Here is a 21397-nt window from a genome sequence, read left to right on the forward strand (position 1 = left end):
ATAGCTATGATTATTATTAAGAAACCACCAGCTTTCATCATTATGAATACTGGTGGTACAGTTATTATGATTTCGCTAATTCTTTTACTTGTGCCTCACGATCAACATCGTCACGACGGCGGTCTCCCCAATATGCGGAACCGTTTTTAAGGTATTCTTCATATGTCCATTTTACTGGTTCCCAGTCTGGTTCGAAGATTAAGTAGCCGTTTGTGAAGATTTCAAGGCGTAAACCGCTTCCTGGATCTTTAACGTAAATATACATTGCTTGTGAAATCCCATGTTTCCCTGGACCTACGAATTGTACGTCAGCTTCGCATAAAATATCGGCAGCGCGCAGCAAGTCTTGAGCATTGTCTAACCAGTAAGCAATATGGTGCATTTCATTTGGCTCTTTTGAACGTGGGGTAGACATAACTGCAACGTCATGCACTAAGTTTGTTACCGATAACCAGCTTGCAACTTGCACATCATCCGGATTGACGAAATATTCGCGCAAATTAAAGCCTAATGCTTCTTTTAAATATTGCACAATTTCAGCATTGTCGTGAGAAGTTTGCAAATTTACGTGATCGATTCGACGTGGAGAAACACCTTTAGCCCAAGATTTATACGTTTGGTTTTTAAGTACGGATTTTCGTGATTCATCCGCAGGCGTCTTTTCCATATCATAGTAAAGTTCAAAACGGTGGCCGCTTGGTAATTCAAAGCGGATGGCTTCACCTTGTGCAACTTCTTCACCGGCTTTTATCCAACGTACTTCAGTACCCGCATCTTCTAATAACTGGGCAAATGTTGCTACATCCTTGCGTCGTTTTGTGCGCCAGCCGATATGATCGATATAAGATGACTCACCGGCTGTAATTGACAATGTATGATGTTCGAAATCACCCCAAGCCCGCAAATAGTGTACACCATCTACAACTTCTGTTTCTTCCAGACCAATTGTGTCACGGAAAAACCATAAAGATTTTTCAAGGTCTTCTGATACTAAAGCAACGTGCCCTAATTTTGCGATTTCCGGTGCGTAAAGAAATTTTTCCATTTATATTCACCTCATAAGATATTTGTTTTTATAAAAGATCATCTGAATCTTTTCAAATTCTACTATTAACCTTGAATGTTTGTATTAACACCGAATAAATGTCTACCGTAACCTAAAATTCCATCTTCATATAAAGAAGTAATGTGGGTTGCAATTGCCATTAAGTCACGAGTAAATAGTTCTACCGGATGACCTTTTAATAGCGCATGACCCCCTAATGTAAGTAATGACTTTACACCGATCTGTGTACATTTATCGATAACTTTTGCACGGATTGCTTTATATTTAGCCCCTTCGTAGGAACCACCTTTATCCGTTTGCATCATATTGATATATTCATTTAATAGCGTTTTAGCAGAAAGCAATTCAAGCTTCAGCTCTGAAAGCACACGTTGGCTGGTAGGGGACTCTTTCTCGTTCACGCCTGAGAATCGTACGCGACCTGCTGTGTGTTTTTCAAATTCATCAAGTACACGTTCCGCACCACCAACAGCCATTGCTGCAAAACCTACATAGAAGCCAGGGTAGAATGGCGTATTGTAGTATAAATAATCCTGGTCGAAATCTTCATATGGTGGCTGGCTGTTTTCAATAATTTTGCTGAAGCGTAAAATGGCATCAGGTTTTATAAAAATGTTATCGACGATTAGAGTATTGCTGCCAGATCCACGAAGACCAAGGGAATCCCACGTTTTTACAACTTCCAAGTCAGACACTTTTAGTAAAATCCCTACACGTTCAGGTTTTTCGCTGTCATCAAATTTCATCATTGCGCCCACGCCAACCCAATCACAATAGTTGATACCGCTTACAAAATTATACTTACCGGAAACAAGATAACCGCCTTCCGCCTTTTCTACTTTACCTATTGGGGCAAATACGTCGGCTACAAAACCTCCCTGATTAATGACTTCATCACGAATGTGTTTTGGGTAGTAGCATACCCAAGCGTTATGGGCTGAGAAAAAGTATGTTAACCATGCAGCTGAAAGGTTATGATAACCAACTGTGCTTACCAGATCAACGAATGTGCGCCAATCAAGTTGTGGATAACCAAACTCTTTAGGTAAAATTAAACGGTGAATTTCCTCTTCCCGGATAATATCCGCAATGCGAGGAGAAATTGTTGAATTGTGATCGGCTTCAATGGCTTCTAGCTCTGCTGCTTCACCGATACGCTTTGCTTTTTGCATTATTTCTTCATAAAGATCTTTATTTTCCACTACTGTAACCATTTAACCATTCCTTTCAAAGATAATTTATTGTGCTGTAACCTTTTGACCCTTTTCGACTGCTAAAAAGTCAATCACAAGTTTGTTAACGATTTCCGGCTGGTCAGTTTGCGCCTGGTGACCACAGTTTTCAATATATTCAAATTTAATGTTAGGTAACAGTTTTTCAAGTTTATAACCTGTTTCAACTGGTGCAACAGCATCTTGGTTACCCCAGATAAATAAGCCAGGGACTTTTAATTTTGGTAGCGTATCTTTTATACAATAGCGATCCCAAAGTTTTGGCTCTTCATTCATTCTTGCCAAGTAAGCATCAAATACTTGATTGGACTCTTTTACGCCAGGGCGGGTTGCTGCTTGATGACGCAGTTGAATTAATTCTTCTGGGATGACTGTATCTTCATTGGAATTGCGATACATAAATTTGCGTAACGATTCTTCGGTATAATCGTAACCTATTACTTCTAAGAACGAACGGAGCTTTCTTTCAGGTACTTCTTGCATCGCCTGATAAATTGTATTACTGCCGATATAAACAACTTTATTTACCTTTTCAGGGTGATCAATTGCATATTTGGCTGCAACGTAAGCCCCTTGTGAGTTACCGACAAGCGATACTTCATCTAGACATAAAGCTTCAATAAAATCATGTACATGATCTACCAAACTTTGATGTCCATTAACCGGCCATGCATGAGGGCGTACATCTGTAAAGCCCATTGATAATTGATCGATTGCATATGCGCGGAACCCTGCTTTTGCCAGAGCTGGCAGCATAAAACGCCATCCGGCTGCGCCACAAGCCCCAGGTCCTGCTCCGTGTAGTAATATCACTGCTGGTCCTTCTGTTCCGGCCCAAGAATAGTGCGTACGTACACCATTTGCTAATACGTAACTATTATGAAATCCGTCAAAAATTGTCATTGTTTTACCCCCTTGTGATGATAAGTAGTATTTTCTGCTTTGAGTATACCTGTAAAAAAATTTAAAAGTTATAGTGATTTTTATTGAATGAATAGTGAGAATCTTTAAAATTTATTGAAAAACAAATTTTATTTTTGTAATATGGGGAATAGAAAATCAAAGGGGAAGTGAATTTAATGAGTGAAATTGCATTCGATTCTAGTAAATCAAAAGATATTTTAATGTCGGCAAATGCCTTCCACACATTAAAAAACAATTTAGTTAACAATATTGGTTCCCAGAAAACGAAAGGCTTTTTATTCCGTTTTGGCAAAGAATTTGGGATGGAATCTGCAAAAAATACTCTTCAAAATAAAGGTTCCAAAGATCTTGTCGGTAAAAGACATTCGCGCTTAGGTCATGTTAAAGATGTTATTTTCATGGGGGAAATTATAGCTCACCCGGACGGCACGATTGAATGTAATAATACATGGGGACAATGGGTAGAATCATTTGAAGCAGCACTGCATCTTAATAATTACGGTCTGGCAGATGAATGTGTTTGTCATATGCTATGCGGTTTTGCAAGTGGTGCATTGACATATGAATTTGGGGAGTCAATTATTGCTATTGAATATAAGTGTGTGGCAAAGGGGGATCCATGCTGTGAATTTAAAGTTCGTCTGGAACGTGACTGGATGGAAGAGGAAGAAGAACTGATCAACCTTTATCAAAATGATAATATTTTATCAGAGCTCGAAATGACATATGATTCACTTCTGCATCATAAACAAGTGCTTGAAAAAATATCAAAGTTTCACGGTCAACTCACGCAAAAAGTAACTGAAAAACATTCATTGAATGAAATTATAGAGACTGCTTATGACTTGTTGAACATTCCGATTTTAATTGAAGATATTCACGGTAATCCGTTATGCGAAATAGGTTTTAATGAAGAACAGAAACTTTCAATAAAAAAAGATAAGGTGAAATTAGCGGAGTTCAATAGTAAACACAATATTTCACAGTATAAAGGGGATCAATACTGGAAGCTGACAGCGCCTGTTCTGATAAATAAAAGAAACTATGCTACTTGTTCACTTTTTTACTTTGGTGAAAATCATATAGAGGAGAATGACCATTTATTTTTAGAACGTATTTCCACAGTTGTAGCATTATGCATTTTATACGAAGAGGCACAGTTTGAAGAACAGCAACGTATGCGCAGTTCGTTATTGGAACGCTTAATCCACAATCGTAATATTAAGGATATTGAATCTTACTATAAATTCTTACCCTTTAAATTTCAGCCACCATTTTCAACAGGGATTATTAGTGTAAAAAAGAAAAAGAAAAACAATGAGATTATTGACATTCATGATCAGCTAACACAGCTGTCAATGCTGGCAAAAGAGTGGGATTTGCCTTGTATTTTTGCAGTACTTGGAGAAGATATTGCAATCCTCAATTCGCTAAGTAGTGACAAGCAGGGCTGGGAAAAGAAAATAACAAAAATATTTAATAAAATGGAAAAACAAAATAGTGAGTATAAATACTCAATAGGTCTTAGTAGAACATTCAGTAACTTTAAAGATTTCGAAGGCTCTTTGCAAGAAGCACGTACAGCACAGCGCTTCCCAAACCAAAAGCTACTAACAACATACGAGCATTTAGGAATGCTTGGTGATATTGTAAAACATATGAGCGTTGAGCAGTTACATGAAATGGCGAAAAAGACGTTGAAAGAGTTATATAATTTTGAGGATTCCCGCAAAAAGGAATTATTGCATACTCTTTACGTTTATTTATTAAACAGTCAACGCTTAAAGGAAACAATGGATGAATTGGCATTATCGATTGGTGGTATTCAATATCGTATAAAACAAATCGAGGATCAACTACAAATTTCCCTGAAAAATGCTTCAACTGCAGCCTATACTTTATTAGTCATTCAGGCTTTAATACTGTCAGATTCCTTGAATTTTGAAGAATTTGAACGATAAAAACGAAATCAATTATTTAGTAACTGTTCAGTAAAAAAGACTGTAAATGAAACTCATTTTTGAGTTTATTAACAGTCTTTTTTTATCTGATAGGTCTAGAATACTTTATTGATCTATAGCGACTTCCAATTTTGCCTGTTCTTCAGCAATTCGGCTTTCATTTTCTTTTTCGGTAGCTGTAATTTTTAATTTACGTGTAGCTAGCAGCACGATTGCAGTAGCAACATATAAACTAACGATAACAATTACCCCTGCATTAAAGCCAGAGCGGACATCATCCCCTGCAATTGTAATTAAGTAGCCAGTTATCCATGGTCCTATGATTCCTGCCATACTAGAGATAGACAATGAAATACCAGTTATAGATCCTACTAAATTTTTCGGAATGATTAGTGTCTTAATCGCAGCATTCAATGGCAGTAAACTTGTATTCATAATTAAACCAATGCCTAAGAAAACGCATGCTAAAATGGGAGAAGATACAATAGTTGTCATCGCGTATGCAGCTGCACCAACAATTAATACGGTAACTAATACACGGTCATATGATTTAATGAGACTTTTGTTTCTCTTAAATAAAAAGTCTGTAAATTTACCTGCGCAAATTGCAAATATTGTCCCTGCAATACCCATCCCAGCGAATATTAGACTCATATCTTGCGGCTTAAGACCAACAATCTGAGTTAGGTAAGTAGGTGCCCATGTAAGTACCCAAGTAGTAATCCACATTGATACGAAACCTACAACTAAAATTGATAATACATAAGGGTTAACGAATACTTTTAAAATATGCTTAAAGGGTACCTCTTTGTTTGAAGCTAAAGATTTAACATCTTCTACTAATGGTTGCTTTGGCTCGTCTCTCATAAAGAAGAAGGAGATTGCCCATATCAAGCTTGCTACCCCTAACAATGCGAATGTATGTTGCCAGCCAAAGTTTGTAATCCCCATAACTAAAAGGGGTGCAGCTAAATACGTACCAACTGTTGTACCAGAAGTCATAATAGCAGTAGCGAGCCCTCGTTGTGAACTATTAAACCATCGTGCAAGATGGACGAGACACATACTAAGCGTACTACCTTCAAAGAAACCTAAAACAACACGAAGAATAATTAATTGTGTTAATGTTTCTACAAAATAAGCACTTGCTAATGAAACCGTCCATCCAGCAGCAATCATCATTAGAAGGTATTTCGAGTTGAAGCGATACGTTAATGTACCTAAAACAATACTTCCGATAGCATATGCAGCAAAGAAGCTGCTTCCGACTAGTCCAAACTGATCGTAAGTTAAATTTAGCTCGGACATTATTGGTTCCGCAGCTAATCCTAGAACAGATTTATCCGTATAGTTTAAAACAGAGAGTAAGAATAAAAATCCTAATACAACCCAACGCATGTTAAATCCCCCTTGTATTGTCTTATTTTCCATCACCTTGTTAACAGACAAAACACTAGTAAATCCGATAAACTGCTAGGATAATTTCCCACCTCCATTCGCCCTCATATTAAACTAAAAATGAGGTCATTTTTATCTTTCCGGTTAATACTAGACAAGTGATAGCGTTTACAAAACACTTCAAATGCTTGTACTTTCTTCAAAAATTTCGGGCACCTCTATATGTGTCCAAAAGAAAAATCCGGATCCGAACCTTCCATGAAAAGAATTTTATTTGAAAAAAAATAGTTTTACAAGATAAAAAAATAACGCCGAAATGTATTTTCGAGAAAATAAGAAACAATATTTAGAGAAAAATGAATAATATTTTCTCGGTTAATGAACGCATCAAATACTGATAAAGCTGAAATTTTAACTAAAATTATCCATAAACCTTACTAATGGAGCAACATGTAATTTTTATTGTTTTTATCAGAATTTTCAATAAAAAACGTAATGATAATTTTAAATTGACTCCTTTATGATTGAATTAATCAGTTATGGATGGAGGAATGGAGATGGATGATCGTCTATTTAGAGATGCAATGGGGAAGTTTGCTACAGGAGTAACAGTTTTATTGACAGAAAATGATGGAGAAATTCATGGTATGACAGCGAACGGTTTCATGTCAGTTTCATTGAGCCCAAAGCTTGTTGTAATTTCAATTGGTGAGAAGGCGAAATTTTTAGAGAAAGTATCACAATCGAAAAAATATACAGTAAACATATTAGCTGAAGATCAAGAGCATTATTCACGCCATTTTGCCGGCAGACCGGGAGAAGCAGTTGAATTTGAAATATTAGCTGAGCAACCGGTATTGAAAGGAGCTATTGCTCAACTCACATGTGAAGTTGTATCGGAGCACGTTGAAGGGGACCATACATTATTCATCGGTAAAGTAGTAGATTTACGCCTTGAAGAAAAAGATCCTTTGTTATTCTTTGGTGGCAAGTATCGCAAACTAACTGAATTGGAAACGGTAGAGTCATAAAGGGGGAGTAATCTATGAATATACAAACAATGGCTAAAGCATTGGCAGGGGCGGAACATACAAAACAGCCGATTGCACCATTAACGGAAACTTATGGAAATATTACAGTGGCTGATGCGTATTCGGTACAATTAACGCAAATTCGCCAAAAAGTTAACGACGGCGCGAAGATAGAAGGACTGAAAATTGGTCTAACAAGTAAAGCAATGCAGGAAATGTTAAATGTCTATACGCCAGATTACGGTTTTATTCTAGATACGATGCTTTATGATGAGTTCGAAGGTTTATCTACTGACTCATTTATTCAGCCAAAAGTAGAGTTTGAGGTTGCTTTTATTTTAAATAAAGAATTAAAAGGACCGAATGTGACGGTGCAAGATGTAATTGATGCAACTGCTTATGTTGTACCAGCGATAGAAGTAATCGATAGTCGTATTGTGGAGTGGAAAATAAAATTTGAAGATACAGTAGCAGACAATGGCTCATCGGCAGGTGCAATTTTAGGGAAAAAGCGTACTTTGCTTGAAGATATAGAGGATATTGCAAATATACGAATGGTTGTAAAGAAAAATGGAGAATTTCTAGATGAAGCTACAAGTTCGGCTGTATTAGGAAATCCGCTCAATGCAGTAGTATGGTTAGCAAATGAACTGAGTGAATATGATATTTCTGTTAAGCCAGGCATGTTTGTTTTATCAGGAGCTTTGTCGAAAGCTGTTCCCTTCGAAGCAGGCGATGAATTTGAGGCTGATTTTGGTGTACTTGGAAAAGTAAACGCTATCATTTCGAAGGAAGTGGTGAAAAAATGAAAAAACTCAAAGTAGGAATTCTGGGATCTGGAAATATCGGAACAGATTTGATGTATAAAATTGAGCGCAGTCCATTATTGGAAATGAGTGTTATGGTAGGAATCGATCCGGAATCTGATGGATTAAAACGTGCGGAAAATCGCGGCTACAATATTATTTCAAATGGAATTGAAGGCTTAATGGAACGCCTTGAATTAGTTGATATCGTATATGATGCAACAAGTGCATATGCCCATAAGAATAATAGCGATTTATTAACGGCTAAAGGTAAGAAAGTGATCGATTTAACACCAGCTGCAATTGGACCATTTACTGTTCCGCCAGTAAATTTAAAAGAACACATCGAAAAATCAAATGTGAATATGGTTACTTGCGGCGGTCAAGCTACTATTCCGATAATTCATGCTATCAGCCGTATTGTACCGGTAGACTATGCAGAAATTGTCGCAACGATTGCGAGCCTTTCTGCAGGTCCAGGTACAAGAGCAAATATTAATGAATTCACAAGTACAACATCAAAAGCAATTGAAGTAGTTGGAGGCGCTAAAAGAGGGAAAGCCATTATCATATTAAACCCTGCAGAACCGCCGATTATTATGCGTGATGCAATTCATGTTTTAGTAGAAAAAGAAGGCCATGAAGAAGCAATTCTAAAATCGATTCTGGAAATGGTAAAGGAAGTACAGTCTTATGTACCGGGATATACATTAAAAGCATCACCAATTTTTGAAGGCAAAAAAGTATCTGTATTTGTTGAAGTAAATGGTGCAGCTGACTATTTGCCTGCATACGCTGGTAACTTGGACATTATGACGGCAGCTGCAGTCCAAGTTGGCAATGAAATGGCACGTCACCATTTACAACGTGAAAAGGAGGTCATCTTATGACCTTAAATATATTAGATGTATCATTAAGAGATGGAAGTCATTCTGTGCGTCACTCATTTACAGAAGAACAGGTCCGGGCCGCAGCAAAAGGTTTAAATGCAGCGGGTGTTCGCTATTTTGAAGTATCCCATGGAGATGGACTAGGTGGTTCTTCATTACAGTATGGTTTGTCTAAAACAGATGAATTGAAGCTTATAGAAGTTGCTGTATCAGAGTGTACGACATCGGAAGTTGCTGTGTTATTAATTCCAGGAATCGGTACAAAAAAAGATTTGGAAAATGCATCAAAATTAGGTGCGAAAATGGTTCGTGTAGCAACTCATGTAACCGAAGCAGATGTAGCTGCACAACATATCGAACTAGCACGGAACCTAGGATTGAAAACTGCCGGATTTTTAATGATGAGCCATATGGCAAGTGTTGAAAAAGTTGTAGAGCAAGCAAAGTTATTTGAAAGCTATGGAGCAGAAATTGTGTATGTAACGGATTCTGCAGGAGCGATGTTGCCTAATGATGTAACGGAAAAAATTAAGGCGCTTAAGCAAAATTTACAGTGTGATATTGGTTTTCATGCCCATAATAATTTATCGATGGCAATGGCGAACACAGTTGCAGCGGTAGAAGCTGGAGCAACTTATGTTGATGGAAGTCTTCGTGCATTAGGTGCTGGTGCAGGTAATACGCAAACAGAAGTGATGGTAGCGGTTTTAGAACGACTAGGTTATGAGACGGGTATTGATTTGTATAAATTAATGGATTTAGCAAATGATGTAATTGCACCGCTCATGCAACAACCGCAAGAAATAACTAGTAGTAGTTTAACTTTAGGGTATGCAGGTGTTTATTCAAGCTTCCTGTTACATGCACAAAAGGCCGCAAAACAATTCGGTGTCGATGAGCGGGATCTTTTAATGAAAATTGGACAGATGAAAGCAGTCGGTGGTCAAGAAGATTTAATTTATGAAGTAGCACAAAATCTAACAAGATAAGAAAAAGGAGAGAATCGCATGAAGGTAGTCTATGTGAATGCTAATAACTTACAAGAGATTAAACAACAAGCTCCCAATGTTGCAATGGCACTTGGTTATTTTGATGGTGTGCACTTAGGGCATCAAAAAGTAATACAAACAGCTAAAGAAAAAGCAAATGCACAGAATCTATCATTGGCGGTTCTCTCTTTTTTTCCGCATCCTAAAAGTGTGATATTTTCTGACGTAGAAGTTTCCTATCTCGAACCACTAGATCAAAAGATTGAAAAACTTAAAAATCTTGGAGTAGACATTTTTTATATTGTAGAATTTACAAAAAAATTAGCAAAAGTTGAAGCTAACGATTTTTTAAATGATTATATTATAGGTTTAAATGCAAAAGAGATTATTTGTGGTTTTGACTACACATATGGAACAAAAGCCAGTGGTACGGTGGAAACCTTAGCAGTGTATGCGTCTGAACAGCAAATAGGACTTACTGTTGTAGAAGAACTGAAATGGAATAATCAAAAAATCAGTTCATCTTTAATACGAAAACACTTAAAAGAACGGAAACTTAGCGAATTGCCAAGCCTTTTAGGCAACTTTTATCAAACTAAGTATTGTAAGAATACTGGTTTATTACCGAATTATTCGCTGCCCGATATTGGTAATTATAAAGTATTGATTGAAGATAGCCATTCTTATATTGAATGTGTCGCAACTGTAAAGTGTAAAAAATATATTCAGATTCACCATGAAATATCCGCATTGCCTAATTTATTAACGATACAGTGGATTGATCATTTCAGTTCTAAGCTGACTATTTCTCGCTAATTATAATAGAAGTAATCCACATCCGTCGCAGACTATTTTGCGAAACTACAGAACATGAAATTAATAATGTAAAAAACAGTTGGGAAATTTCTTTTAAAACCAATAAAGAAACCGCCAATACGTTATTAAAATTCCGAGATGAACTCAATATTTTTTATGTAGAAGAAGATAACCAATATCAAAAAACATGGTTCTATTCATCAGAAGGGGATGTCCATTTCTTGGAGGATGAAAGTAAATGTATAATTATATGTGATCATAAGACTGTTTACCCGGTATAATTATAAAAAGAGGGTCCTGTCTAATAGTTAGACAGGACCCTCTTTCGTTTATTTCAGCATTGTCGTTTTTAAAAATTCTTGAGTTCGCTCTTGTTTCGGATGGTTGAAAAATTGATCAGGGTTGCCGCGCTCGATAATTTTCCCATCATGCATATACACGATCCAGTCAGCCACTTCTCTGGCAAATCCCATTTCATGGGTTACAACAACCATTGTCATTCCTTCTTGAGCCAATTCTTTCATCGTTGTTAAAACCTCTCCCACAAGCTCTGGATCAAGTGCAGATGTCGGTTCATCAAATAGCATAATGTCTGGTTCCATTGCAAGTGCTCTAGCAATTGCTACCCGTTGCTTTTGCCCGCCGGATAGTTTATTAGGGTAGACATCGGCCTTATCTTCCAAGCCGACTTTTTCCAGAAGTTGTTTTGCTTTGGAGATTGCCTCCTTTTTGTCAATGCCCTTAACCATAACTGGGGCCTCAATAATATTTTCCAAAACAGTTTTGTGAGGGAATAAATTGAAATGTTGAAACACCATTCCTACCTTTTCCCTTATGTTGTTAAGGTTATCATTTTTAGGGTCGACTTCTTTTCCACCTATAGTAATACTACCGCTATCTTTTCTTTCTAAAAAATTCAGACATCGAAGGAGAGTACTTTTCCCTGAGCCACTCGATCCTATTAAACAAACAACATCGCTTTCGTAAACGGTCATATCGATATTTTTTAATACATGCAAGTCGCCAAATGACTTATTCAATTGATTAATTTTAATCATTTCTTTTGCTTCCATTGCTTACGCCTCCTACCTGTCGCTAATTGCTAATCTCTTTTCGAAACGGTTTACTATCAATGTTAACAACGCCACTAATACTAAGTAGTAGATTGCAACAATCAGTAAATAGGTCATTTCGTCAAAGTTATTAGATCCTAGCGTTGTCGCTACATTAAAGAGTTCATTCATCGAAATAAATGCGGCTAACGAAGAATCTTTCAAACCGATAATAAATTGGTTACCCAATGGAGGGAGCGCACGGCGGAATGCCTGCGGAAGAATAATTCTTCTTAATGTCAGAACTTTGGTCATCCCTAAAGAGCGTCCAGCCTCCATCTGACCTTTATCGACTCCTTGGATAGTACCTCGAAGAATTTCAGAAATGTATGCGCCATTATGAAGCGCCAAAGCAAGTGAAGCAGCCCAAAAATCGGGAAGAAGGAAAAGCCCGCTAAGTCCGAAGTAGAGGATAAAGATTTGAACAATTAGCGGTGTTCCGCGAACTAAAAAGACATATATATCTGAAATGAGTTCTAATACTTTTATTTTAGAAATTTTCATCAGGGCAAAGAAAAGCCCGATTACAATACCTATTAAGATGGATACAACCGTCAGCTCCAATGTTAAGAGCATGGCTTTAAGAAAAACATCTTTTGTATCGATTAATACTTCTATAAAATGTGAAAAACTTGGCACTGTACCTACTTCCTTTCTTATTAGAGGATTGAATTATTCAGGTTTTTTTGTGATGTCCTCACCAAAATACTCCATGCTAATCCGAGAAAGTGTTCCATCTTCCCGGAGTTTATCCAGCGCCTCGTTAACTCGCTTCAATAGGTTGGGGTTATCTTTAGGCAGTACAATTGCTTGTTCACTGCGTTCGATTAATTGCTGCCCTTCAACTTTAAATCCTTCTTTTGCAGCGTTTTTTCCGGTAACAAAATCGGTGATGACCGCATCATGACGACCACTGTTTAACGCCTGTAAAGCTGTGATGTCGCTGTCATAGGTTTTAACATTGTCGGTATATCTGGAGGCTGTATCAGCATAGGTTGACCCTTTTGCTACAGCTACTTCTTTTCCGGCTAAATCATCGACAGTTTTAATATCACTATCAGGTCGGGTAAAAATTTGCGGTCCGGAATAATAATAGGGGGTAGAGAAAGCAACATGTTTGCTTCGCTGTGGATTAATCGTGTGGCTGGCAACAGCTACATCTGCACGGCCAGTTTTGACTCCTTCTACAATTCCTTTAAATTTAATCCGCTTTTGAACCGGTTCCAGACCGAGTTCTTTTGCGATCGCTTCGCCAACTTCGATGTCAAATCCTGACATCGTAAGATCCTCATTATTTACATAGCTAAATGGCTTAAACTCGCCAGAAGCAGCAAAAACAAACTGATCTTTATGTATCAATTCTGATCCGTCGGCAAGCTTTTCCTTTTCCGCACAAGCAGATAAGAAGCAAGCCGCGATAAAACTGAAAATCAATATTAACTTCTTTTCCAACCGCATATTACGTATCAACTCCTCTCATGTATTTCTACAATCTGTTTGGTTAAATATCTTACTAAAAAAGTGAATACCCCTTTTACACGTTATATAAACAAAAGGTGCCAGGGGATGAACCATATTAATACGATTTTTTTGGGTTGTAAATGTCGAGTATTTTTATAATTGCTTTGCTAATATGTATCCATGAAGGAGGGATATGTTGTTAAAAGAATTAAATCAAGTGATTGAATATATTGAAGATCATTTAACCGATGACTTGTCTCTTGAAAGCATTGCACATTATGCCGGGTGTTCCGACTATCACTTTAGAACCGTATTTTTTCATCTTTCTGGGATGACGTTAAATGAATATGTAAAGAACAGAAAACTATCGGAAGCGAATAAGGAATTATTGAATGGCGAAAAGGTAACGAATGTAGCATTTAAATATGGTTACCAGTCCGTCGACGGTTTTACAAGAGCATTTAAAAAATGGTGTGATTGCTTACCTTCAGATGTCATCAAAAAGAAAATAAGCAAATCATTTCCTAAACTCACATTTGTAATAACTGTAAAAGGAGGAGTTTCGATGGAATGGAGAATAGAAGATAAACAAGCGTTCAGTTTAGCAGGGGTAAGTAAGCGTGTGCCTATGCAATTTGAAGGTGTTAATCAGGAAATCGTAGAGCTGGCCAAAAGTATAACGGAAGAGCAGAGAAAAGAAATGCGTGCACTTAAAAATATAGAGCCATTTGAAATTGTGAATGCATCTTATCATGCTGATGCGAATTTCCTGAAAGAAGAAGGGGAGTTAACGCACTTGATCGGTGTCTTAACGACTAAAAATGAGGTTAGTGATCAATTAGAGAAAGTGCAAGTTGAAGCATGTATGTGGGCGGTATTTCCAAATGAAGGTCCGTTTCCATCTACGTTACAAGAAACAATGGCCAAAACATACTCGGAGTGGCTTCCTACTTCTGATTATGAAATTATCAAAGCACCTACGTTTTCGTTTACTAAAATGGATGAAAATAAAAAGGATTATGCTTACAGTGAAATTTGGCTCCCTGTTCGGAAAAAATAAAAGGCAGGATATCCTTGCAGTAAGGCAGAACAAGGCTAACAATTAGAAGGAGGGGATTAGAGTGGCCCTAATAACTCCAAAATGTATGAAATGTAATAATGAAATTAAAGATGATGAAAAAATATTGGTTGAAATGCGTTACCCGAAGCGAAAAGGATTTACAGAAATCAAAGCTTTTTTGAATGTGGAAGGCAAATTTATTTGTGAAGAGTGTTCAGCTGAAATTAAAATTTAATCATATTAAAAAGTTGCTCCATTGGTGAAGGAACCAATGGAGCAACTTTTCGTATGTTTAGGCAACATTTTTACATGCTTCTGCACATTTAAAGCACGCTTCCGCACATTTTTGGCAATGGTCATGATCGTGCTTTTTGCATTCATTTCCACACGCTTCACAAATTTTGGCACAAACGGCAGCCAGTTCGGAAATAAAGGGTGTACCTCTAGAAATCGCCTGTTCCAAGTAGTTGCAAATATCTGCGCACTCTCTGTCCAAACGGATACATTCCGTCATCATCTGAACGTGATCTTCTTTTAAGCAGGCGTCAAAACAGTGGTTGCATGCTGCCATACACTCATGTAAAGTTTGCAGCAATTGTTGATGTTGTTCATGTGACATTTCCCATTCCTCCTCGTTAAGTTTATACATTTCTAATTTTCCCGTTATTTTGTCCAGTAAACTAACCTCAATAGATTCTTAAAAATTTGTAAGGTTATTAAATACCTTGTAGGGGTATAATGAATTGGGGGAGAAAATTAAAAAAAGGAGAAATGCAGCGATGAAAAAAAAGAGATTAGTAACAGGTGCGCTCGTTTTAAGTACAGCGCTCGTTTTAGCGGCTTGTGGTGGAAATGAAGAAGAGTCAAACTCTACAGAAGAAATGGATCATTCAAATATGGAACACGCCCAAATGGACCATTCAAGTTCAGGTGAAGTACCTGAAGGATTGGCGAATGCGGAAAGCCCTACATATCCAGTTGGCAGCGAAGCAATAATTAATGCCGATCATATGGGCGGTATGAATGGCGCAAAGGCAACCATTACCGGAGCATTTGATACAACTGTTTATATGGTTACGTATACTCCAACAACGGGTGGCGAGCCAGTTGAAGATCACAAATGGGTTATTCATGAAGAGCTTGAAGACGCTGGAGAAGCACCATTCAATTCCGGTGAAGAGGTCGTATTAAATGCGGAACATATGGACGGGATGGATGGCGCGGCCGCTACAATTGATTCGGCTGAGCAAACGACCGTATATATGGTGAGCTATAAAGATACTGAAACAGGTGAGGAAGTAACGCATCATAAATGGGTTACAGAAAGTGAACTTTCCCCTGTGGAATAAAGCCCAAAAAATAATTAAGCCTTAGTTAATAAATAGGTAAGGTCCTTCACATAATGGAGTGAAGGGCTTTTTACATATTGAATAAAGCTGTAAATTACATGAACTAGTGTTATTAAATGTTAAAATCAATAAATAAACATATAGTGAATATAAAAAGACGAATTTTATTATGATCGATATAGAATCCCTTTAAAAGTAATTTGATCTTGTATTTTTCTTTTAACACTGATGAAGGGAAAGATGATATGGTAAAAGACTTCGAAAAAGTAATGGAAACTCTCTCAAAAATAAATGTATTATCCAATCCGAATAATGAGCCAGTTACGATTATTGGTGAAGCAGAGAATTTGAAATGTGTAGGAATCGGGACGGACGCGGCAGTTTTTTGGTCCGAACACACCCCGGCTTATGCATTCAAACTATATGCGAAAGACAAATCAGCTAAAGTAATGGTGGAAGAAAGTGTTTATCGGAAGTTAGGCAATTCGCCTTTCTTTTCAACCTGTTTTGGTTCGAACGACAGTTGCCTCGTATTAAGTTACGAGGAAGGGAAGACGCTATTTGAGTGTATCCTTGAAGGCATCCATATTCCGGAACAGGCGATAAATGATGTCGAAGAGGCAAGAGAATATGCGCGCAGTAAGGGCCTGAATCCGCGTGATATTCATTTGAAAAATATACTGCTGCAAAACGGCAGAGCTAAAATAATCGATGTTTCCGAATATACGATGTCAGGAAATGATTGTCGATGGGAACATTTAAAAAAAGGGTATGAGCAATACTATCATTTAATAGATGGGAAATCCGTGCCGATTGGGGTAGTTGAAACCGTTCGAAAGTGGTATAACAGGCGAGGGAAGAAATCATTGTCATTTGAAGAAATTACAACACCTATATTAAAACTTTTCTTTAAAAATTGATAAGTTAAAAAGCCTCGCATTTTAATGATATATTCATCTGAATGCGTGGCTTATTTAAATAGATCCATTTCGTACTTTTTCGATCAGTGAAGAAATCCATTCACCTTCGTTATTAAAACGACTTGTAAAATAGCCGGTTAAAAAATCCCCACCTTCTTTTTTAGAACCTTCCAGCTTAACTTGCATATTCAAGCTTGTAATATAATCTATTTTCTTTTCAAGCTTTTTTAATTTCTCTTCAAGAATCATAATGATTTTTGCACGATCTACAAAGTCCAGATTCATTAATCCAACAATTGTATCTGAGAGAGAATCAGCTTTTTCAAAAAGCTGATAAATTTTTTGTGGAAGTAATGCTAGGCCCTGTTCGGTAATGGCGAAAACTTGCTTATCGGGCCGATTCTCTTCTTTAATGATCTCTGTTGGTTCGATAAGGCCCTGCTTTGTCAAAGATTCAAAATGATAATAGAGCTTGCTTTCCGTCAGGTGCGCCAATTTATCAAAAGGAATCGGTTCTGACAGCTCTTTTTTTAGTTTATATGGATAGCTACTTTCTTTCGCTAACTTGCTCAATATATAAATTTGGATGGACATAGTATTCTCCTATACTTTATACATTTTAATCTCCGCTTATATAAATACAACTCGTGCTAAAAATAGCACGAGTTGTATTTTTCCTTAGTTTAACAAAGTTATGCCATAACTTCATCCGCTTTTTTTAAAGAAGCTGGTTGTTCAGCTGGTGCATCAACTGGAAGCGGCTTATGGAAAACCCAAACAATGATAATATTAATAAGCATTGCTCCGGCTCCCACTGCAGCTAATCCCCATAGGTATGGGGCAGGGCTGATCGAACCAAACATAATCGCTAAATACGATTGAACAGAATGGTACATCGGCGTAATATAGCTAAACCATTCATATGGTGCGTACATCATATCACGTGGAATCGTAGCACCGTTCGCCAATGTTTGCATAAGCAGAATCGGAATGTTAAGAATCATACCGCCTTCACCAAGGATAAAGATTGGAATTGCACACACATTAAATGCAGCCATATATAATAAAATCTGCTGTCCGGCAACAGGTAACAATACCGATGTGTCGACATCTGCAATTAGAAAGGCAACAGTTAATGAAGCGATAGTTGAAAGTATCGCAATTATTAAAGCAGTCAACTGTACATAAAAAAATAATTTTGTTTTACTCGCCTTACCACGGCTCGCTTTAAATGAACCGACTAACTGCATTCCTGCAATCATTGCACCTACATAACAAGCCATTGTTAAAAACATTGGCAGCATACTATTATGCATTCCCGTTGGCACATCATTCATAATGACATAGTTACCAGTGTAGCTATTTTCGATTTGCTCAGCCATTTCGGCAGCGTGTTCTTTCGGAAGGTTGAAGTTCATTAAAATTCCTTGAGCTGTTTGTTGTGAGAAATTTGCACTTAACTCATTATTAATTTGAGTAACTACAGATGACATAGAAGAGGAAACCATTGTAGATGAGGCTTCATTTACTGTGAAATCAATGTTTGTTCCTTTACCGCTTTGTGCATCCGCTGAGAAGTTTTCAGGGATATGAATAACTAATGCAAGTTCATTGTGCTCTAAATCTTTCAGAGCTTGTTTATTTGTTAAGTCTGTTTCGATTGTCTTAAATGGTAAGCTTTCGCCTAGTTGCCCAGCAATCTGATTACCTGATTCGCCTTTGTCTTCATTTACAATGGCAATTTTTAATTCATCCATATTGCCAGGGATTGCTGTGTACCCAGGTAAAAAGATTCCAAGCATCGCTACCGCATAAAATATTCCCATAAAAATAGAAGCAATTGCCCCTTTTGATTTTAAAAACTGTTTAAATTTCACGTATTGTTTCCTCTCTTATACAATCTTAAATTTAAGTACTCTAATTAAAGTACTTTGTTTTTAGTATTCTATATTATTAGTGATTTACATGTAAAGTAATAAGTAGGTCATAAATATTACGATAATGTGAACGGTTAGAAATACAAAATATGATTTATAAAGAGAAGATTCCTTTATAAAAATTGAAAAATTCTGTAACTTTTACACTTTTCCTAAGTCTAATTAAATACAAAGTATGGAAAAGGAGGATTTAACATGAATAAAGGCAAACTTTTTGGAATGGCGCTTGTCGCTTCACTTGTTGCTGTTTTAGCACTCGGTTACTTTATGCTCGCTAAAAACACGGAAGTGCAGGCAACGGGTATTTTATTTGAAGGGGAAACGTATTCCATTACGTTAAAGCAGCCAATTACTGAAAAAAGTTTAACAGATGGGTCCATTCTAGTAGCCGATGAAAATGATAAAAGCGCAAAGGCGAAATTGTCGGTTGATAAAGCCGGGACTACTATATCTGTAGATGGACTGAGTGTAGGGAAATATACGCTCCAAATTAAGCAAACAGCATACGCAAAGAAAGCAAAGTCGCAGCAGGAACAATCTGTTGCACTTGAAGTTGTAAGGAAAGTGGAAAAACTTACGTCAACGGAAGATTTAAAAGATTATTTTAGGGCGTTTGTAGCGCAAGAAAATGCGGCATCTAGTCTCTCTAATGATATGGTAAAAGAGGAATCGGCAATGTCGATGGAAAAAAGTGATTTAAGTAGTGGCGGACCGAGTTATTCTACTACAAACAACCAGGTGGAGGGTATTGAAGAAGGGGACATTACAATAACGGACGGTCAGTCCATTTATACGATTGTCGACAATAAAGTAGTCATTGTTGATGCCAAAAATTTGCAGGTGATGAAGCGTTTAAAGATCGGCAAAGATATTTATCCAACACATTTAATGCTGCATGACCAAACATTAATTGTAGGGTACACAAAGTATGTAGAAACACAAAGAGAGCCGCATTATGACGGGAAATCGGTAACGAAAATTGCTTTCTATGATGTAAAGGATGCAAAAAATCCGACGTTAGTGCGCGAAGTGGGGCATGACGGGGATATTACGAGTATTCGTAAAGCAGGCAACTATTTGTACGTTGTATCAAGCCGTATGCCGAACTATTGGCTGCTGCAGGAAACACCGGATGTAGAGCTCCGTCCATCCACGTACGATGGGGAAAAGGAAACCGTTATGTCGGTCGATAAAATTCGTATGCTCCCTGAAAGCAATGAGCCGAACTATTTGATCGTATCTGCAATCGATGTAAGCAATGTGAAGTCGAATGCATGGAAAACAGAGAGCTTCCTAGGCAACAGCGGTCAACTGTATATGTCTGAAAATGCAATCTATATTGCGTCGATGAATCATTACGGGTTCTGGGCGGGAATCGAGCGCACATCTCTTGATGACACGGTTTCTAGTACAATGCCCGCGAAACAAAATAATGAAACGACAATTTACAAAATTTCAATTGATAAAACAGCGGTAAAGATGACGGCGCAAGGTAAAGTGCCTGGGTCAGTATTGAATCAATTTTCAATGGATGAGCATGATGGGCATGTACGGATAGCTACAACAGAAGGCAGTGCATGGGGAACAACGGCCAATTCGAAAAACCATCTATTCATTTTGGATGAAAACTTAAAACAAGTTGGTGCGGTCAATGATTTGGCGAAAGGAGAACGCATATACTCAGCTCGCTTTATGGGAGATAAAGCGTATTTAGTGACATTTAAAGAAACAGACCCGCTTTTTGTCATTGATACGAAAAATCCAACTGCGCCGAAAGTGTTAGGGGAGCTGAAAATTCCGGGCTTCAGCAATTACTTACATCCAATTGGCGAAAATCACTTGTTAGGTATTGGCTATGATACAGAAGTGAAGATGGAGGAAGGTTCAAAAGAGCCGGTTGTCTATACAAAAGGAATGAAATTGAGCCTGTTTGATGTGACGGATTTCAATAACCCGAAAGAACAGCAGGCGGTTGTAATTGGTGGTCGCGGAACCAACTCTCCTGTGCAATATGACCATAAAGCTCTATTCAGAGATCCACGCCAAAATTATTATGGCTTCCCTGTTACAATTTACTCGCCAACAGATGAGGAAGAGCAGCTAAAATATGAAGGAACAGGTGCTCATATTTACAAGGTAACACCAAAAGGGATTGAGCTTGTAGCCGACATGATCGAAAAGGCGCGTCCTGGTGAACAATATGAAGATTCGTATAATGTCGTACAGCGTCTACTCTATATTGATGATGAGCTGTTTACTGTATCTCGTTCCAAAGTGACGAGCTACAACGGAAAAACATTTGAAAAGCAACAGATGGCAGGTTTCTAATTTAGACTCAACCACAAGCACAGGTGGAATTGTGCTTGTGGTTTTTTCATGTCCGGAAAAAAAGTTAAAGGGGTATTCATGATTTCTTAAGAATTTCTTCATATTTAGCCTTTCTAA

General features: G+C 37.5%; 21 protein-coding genes. 11 read left to right on the forward strand and 10 right to left on the reverse strand.

Going from position 1 to position 21397, the window contains the following annotated elements; all coding sequences use genetic code 11:
• Window positions 1-64 precede the first annotated feature (64 nt).
• The 3 genes from MKY07_RS01870 to MKY07_RS01880 form a co-directional block, all read right to left on the reverse strand.
• A complete protein-coding gene (locus tag MKY07_RS01870; protein ID WP_339263621.1) occupies window positions 65-1045 on the reverse strand; it encodes a VOC family protein in 981 nt (326 codons plus the stop codon).
• Window positions 1046-1110: 65 nt separating this feature from the next.
• Window positions 1111-2280 (reverse strand): acyl-CoA dehydrogenase family protein, encoded by a 1170-nt coding sequence (locus tag MKY07_RS01875; RefSeq protein WP_339263622.1) that lies wholly within the window; start codon window positions 2278-2280, stop codon window positions 1111-1113.
• A 24-nt stretch (window positions 2281-2304) separates the two neighbouring features.
• A complete protein-coding gene (locus tag MKY07_RS01880; protein ID WP_339263623.1) occupies window positions 2305-3201 on the reverse strand; it encodes an alpha/beta hydrolase in 897 nt (298 codons plus the stop codon).
• A 176-nt stretch (window positions 3202-3377) separates the two neighbouring features.
• On the opposite strand from MKY07_RS01880, the gene MKY07_RS01885 reads away from it, so the two are divergent.
• Complete coding sequence (locus tag MKY07_RS01885; RefSeq protein ID WP_339263625.1) at window positions 3378-5183, forward strand: V4R domain-containing protein; 1806 nt, start codon at window positions 3378-3380, stop codon at window positions 5181-5183.
• Window positions 5184-5288: 105 nt separating this feature from the next.
• Here the strand turns inward: MKY07_RS01885 and MKY07_RS01890 are convergent, their stop codons facing one another.
• The gene (locus tag MKY07_RS01890; RefSeq protein ID WP_339263626.1) at window positions 5289-6581 is read right to left on the reverse strand and encodes an MFS transporter; all 1293 of its coding nucleotides are present in this window, start codon (window positions 6579-6581) and stop codon (window positions 5289-5291) included.
• Window positions 6582-7138: 557 nt separating this feature from the next.
• Here MKY07_RS01890 and MKY07_RS01895 point away from each other — a divergent pair.
• Genes MKY07_RS01895 through MKY07_RS01915 form a run of 5 tightly spaced genes read left to right on the forward strand, consistent with a single transcriptional unit; the run spans window position 7139 to window position 11113 of the window.
• A complete protein-coding gene (locus tag MKY07_RS01895; protein WP_251690594.1) occupies window positions 7139-7612 on the forward strand; it encodes a flavin reductase family protein in 474 nt (157 codons plus the stop codon).
• Window positions 7613-7626: 14 nt separating this feature from the next.
• The gene (locus tag MKY07_RS01900) at window positions 7627-8421 is read left to right on the forward strand and encodes a 2-keto-4-pentenoate hydratase (protein ID WP_339263627.1); all 795 of its coding nucleotides are present in this window, start codon (window positions 7627-7629) and stop codon (window positions 8419-8421) included.
• Window positions 8418-9308, forward strand: coding sequence for an acetaldehyde dehydrogenase (acetylating) (locus MKY07_RS01905; RefSeq protein ID WP_339263628.1), 891 nt, complete (start codon window positions 8418-8420; stop codon window positions 9306-9308). Before MKY07_RS01900 ends, MKY07_RS01905 begins: the two co-directional genes overlap by 4 nt.
• Entirely contained in the window at window positions 9305-10297 is a 993-nt protein-coding gene (gene dmpG / locus MKY07_RS01910) for a 4-hydroxy-2-oxovalerate aldolase (protein ID WP_339263629.1), read from the forward strand. The genes MKY07_RS01905 and dmpG overlap by 4 nt, the downstream gene beginning before the upstream one ends.
• An 18-nt stretch (window positions 10298-10315) precedes the next feature.
• Window positions 10316-11113: an FAD synthetase family protein gene (locus MKY07_RS01915; RefSeq protein WP_339263630.1), complete on the forward strand. Its 798-nt coding sequence runs from the start codon at window positions 10316-10318 to the stop codon at window positions 11111-11113.
• A gap of 329 nt (window positions 11114-11442) precedes the next feature.
• Here MKY07_RS01915 and MKY07_RS01920 read toward each other — a convergent pair whose 3' ends face one another.
• The 3 genes from MKY07_RS01920 to MKY07_RS01930 are packed head-to-tail and all read right to left on the reverse strand — an operon-like array spanning window position 11443 to window position 13683.
• Window positions 11443-12186: an amino acid ABC transporter ATP-binding protein gene (locus MKY07_RS01920; RefSeq protein WP_014824863.1), complete on the reverse strand. Its 744-nt coding sequence runs from the start codon at window positions 12184-12186 to the stop codon at window positions 11443-11445.
• A 12-nt stretch (window positions 12187-12198) separates the two neighbouring features.
• Entirely contained in the window at window positions 12199-12864 is a 666-nt protein-coding gene (locus MKY07_RS01925; RefSeq protein WP_008406276.1) for an amino acid ABC transporter permease, read from the reverse strand.
• Window positions 12865-12897: 33 nt separating this feature from the next.
• On the reverse strand, window positions 12898-13683 hold the full coding sequence (locus tag MKY07_RS01930) for a transporter substrate-binding domain-containing protein (protein WP_008406278.1): 786 nt from the start codon (window positions 13681-13683) through the stop codon (window positions 12898-12900).
• 199 nt (window positions 13684-13882) lie between these two features.
• On the opposite strand from MKY07_RS01930, the gene MKY07_RS01935 reads away from it, so the two are divergent.
• Both MKY07_RS01935 and MKY07_RS01940 read left to right on the forward strand, forming a co-directional pair.
• The gene (locus tag MKY07_RS01935) at window positions 13883-14746 is read left to right on the forward strand and encodes an AraC family transcriptional regulator (protein ID WP_339263631.1); all 864 of its coding nucleotides are present in this window, start codon (window positions 13883-13885) and stop codon (window positions 14744-14746) included.
• Between the two features lie 61 nt (window positions 14747-14807).
• On the forward strand, window positions 14808-14981 hold the full coding sequence (locus tag MKY07_RS01940) for a Fe3+ hydroxamate ABC transporter substrate-binding protein (RefSeq protein ID WP_065217465.1): 174 nt from the start codon (window positions 14808-14810) through the stop codon (window positions 14979-14981).
• A gap of 57 nt (window positions 14982-15038) precedes the next feature.
• Here the strand turns inward: MKY07_RS01940 and MKY07_RS01945 are convergent, their stop codons facing one another.
• Complete coding sequence (locus tag MKY07_RS01945; RefSeq protein ID WP_339263632.1) at window positions 15039-15365, reverse strand: four-helix bundle copper-binding protein; 327 nt, start codon at window positions 15363-15365, stop codon at window positions 15039-15041.
• A gap of 160 nt (window positions 15366-15525) precedes the next feature.
• Between MKY07_RS01945 and MKY07_RS01950 the strand changes: the two genes are divergently transcribed.
• Entirely contained in the window at window positions 15526-16095 is a 570-nt protein-coding gene (locus MKY07_RS01950; protein WP_339263634.1) for a YdhK family protein, read from the forward strand.
• A gap of 245 nt (window positions 16096-16340) precedes the next feature.
• Window positions 16341-17015, forward strand: coding sequence for a serine/threonine protein kinase (locus MKY07_RS01955; protein ID WP_339263635.1), 675 nt, complete (start codon window positions 16341-16343; stop codon window positions 17013-17015).
• 54 nt (window positions 17016-17069) lie between these two features.
• On the opposite strand, the gene MKY07_RS01960 is transcribed toward MKY07_RS01955, so the two are convergent.
• The gene (locus tag MKY07_RS01960; protein ID WP_008406284.1) at window positions 17070-17609 is read right to left on the reverse strand and encodes a PadR family transcriptional regulator; all 540 of its coding nucleotides are present in this window, start codon (window positions 17607-17609) and stop codon (window positions 17070-17072) included.
• A 98-nt stretch (window positions 17610-17707) separates the two neighbouring features.
• A complete protein-coding gene (locus MKY07_RS01965) occupies window positions 17708-18892 on the reverse strand; it encodes an ABC transporter permease (protein ID WP_339263636.1) in 1185 nt (394 codons plus the stop codon).
• 255 nt (window positions 18893-19147) lie between these two features.
• Here MKY07_RS01965 and MKY07_RS01970 point away from each other — a divergent pair, with 255 nt between their 5' ends.
• Window positions 19148-21280 carry a beta-propeller domain-containing protein gene (locus MKY07_RS01970; RefSeq protein WP_339263637.1) on the forward strand — a complete coding sequence of 711 codons (2133 nt, stop codon included), beginning with the start codon at window positions 19148-19150 and terminating at the stop codon, window positions 21278-21280.
• The last annotated feature ends 117 nt before the right edge of the window (window positions 21281-21397 follow it).

Origin of the sequence: Solibacillus sp. FSL W7-1472, assembly GCF_037969775.1 — a bacterium.
GTDB classification, from domain to species: Bacteria; Bacillota; Bacilli; order Bacillales_A; family Planococcaceae; genus Solibacillus; species Solibacillus silvestris.

Bases quoted from the DNA above. Each gene is read 5' to 3' on its own strand.
- MKY07_RS01885 (WP_339263625.1), top strand. From the start codon at position 3,378: ATGAGTGAAATTGCATTCGATTCTAGTAAATCAAAAGATATTTTAATG.
- MKY07_RS01915 (WP_339263630.1), top strand. From the start codon at position 10,316: ATGAAGGTAGTCTATGTGAATGCTAATAACTTACAAGAGATTAAACAA.
- MKY07_RS01970 (WP_339263637.1), top strand. From the start codon at position 19,148: ATGAATAAAGGCAAACTTTTTGGAATGGCGCTTGTCGCTTCACTTGTT.
- MKY07_RS01920 (WP_014824863.1), bottom strand. From the start codon at position 12,186: ATGGAAGCAAAAGAAATGATTAAAATTAATCAATTGAATAAGTCATTT.
- MKY07_RS01950 (WP_339263634.1), top strand. From the start codon at position 15,526: ATGAAAAAAAAGAGATTAGTAACAGGTGCGCTCGTTTTAAGTACAGCG.
- MKY07_RS01955 (WP_339263635.1), top strand. From the start codon at position 16,341: ATGGTAAAAGACTTCGAAAAAGTAATGGAAACTCTCTCAAAAATAAAT.
- MKY07_RS01880 (WP_339263623.1), bottom strand. From the start codon at position 3,201: ATGACAATTTTTGACGGATTTCATAATAGTTACGTATTAGCAAATGGT.
- MKY07_RS01895 (WP_251690594.1), top strand. From the start codon at position 7,139: ATGGATGATCGTCTATTTAGAGATGCAATGGGGAAGTTTGCTACAGGA.
- MKY07_RS01930 (WP_008406278.1), bottom strand. From the start codon at position 13,683: ATGCGGTTGGAAAAGAAGTTAATATTGATTTTCAGTTTTATCGCGGCT.
- MKY07_RS01875 (WP_339263622.1), bottom strand. From the start codon at position 2,280: ATGGTTACAGTAGTGGAAAATAAAGATCTTTATGAAGAAATAATGCAA.
- MKY07_RS01960 (WP_008406284.1), bottom strand. From the start codon at position 17,609: ATGTCCATCCAAATTTATATATTGAGCAAGTTAGCGAAAGAAAGTAGC.
- MKY07_RS01945 (WP_339263632.1), bottom strand. From the start codon at position 15,365: ATGTCACATGAACAACATCAACAATTGCTGCAAACTTTACATGAGTGT.
- MKY07_RS01900 (WP_339263627.1), top strand. From the start codon at position 7,627: ATGAATATACAAACAATGGCTAAAGCATTGGCAGGGGCGGAACATACA.
- MKY07_RS01905 (WP_339263628.1), top strand. From the start codon at position 8,418: ATGAAAAAACTCAAAGTAGGAATTCTGGGATCTGGAAATATCGGAACA.
- dmpG (WP_339263629.1), top strand. From the start codon at position 9,305: ATGACCTTAAATATATTAGATGTATCATTAAGAGATGGAAGTCATTCT.
- MKY07_RS01870 (WP_339263621.1), bottom strand. From the start codon at position 1,045: ATGGAAAAATTTCTTTACGCACCGGAAATCGCAAAATTAGGGCACGTT.
- MKY07_RS01890 (WP_339263626.1), bottom strand. From the start codon at position 6,581: ATGCGTTGGGTTGTATTAGGATTTTTATTCTTACTCTCTGTTTTAAAC.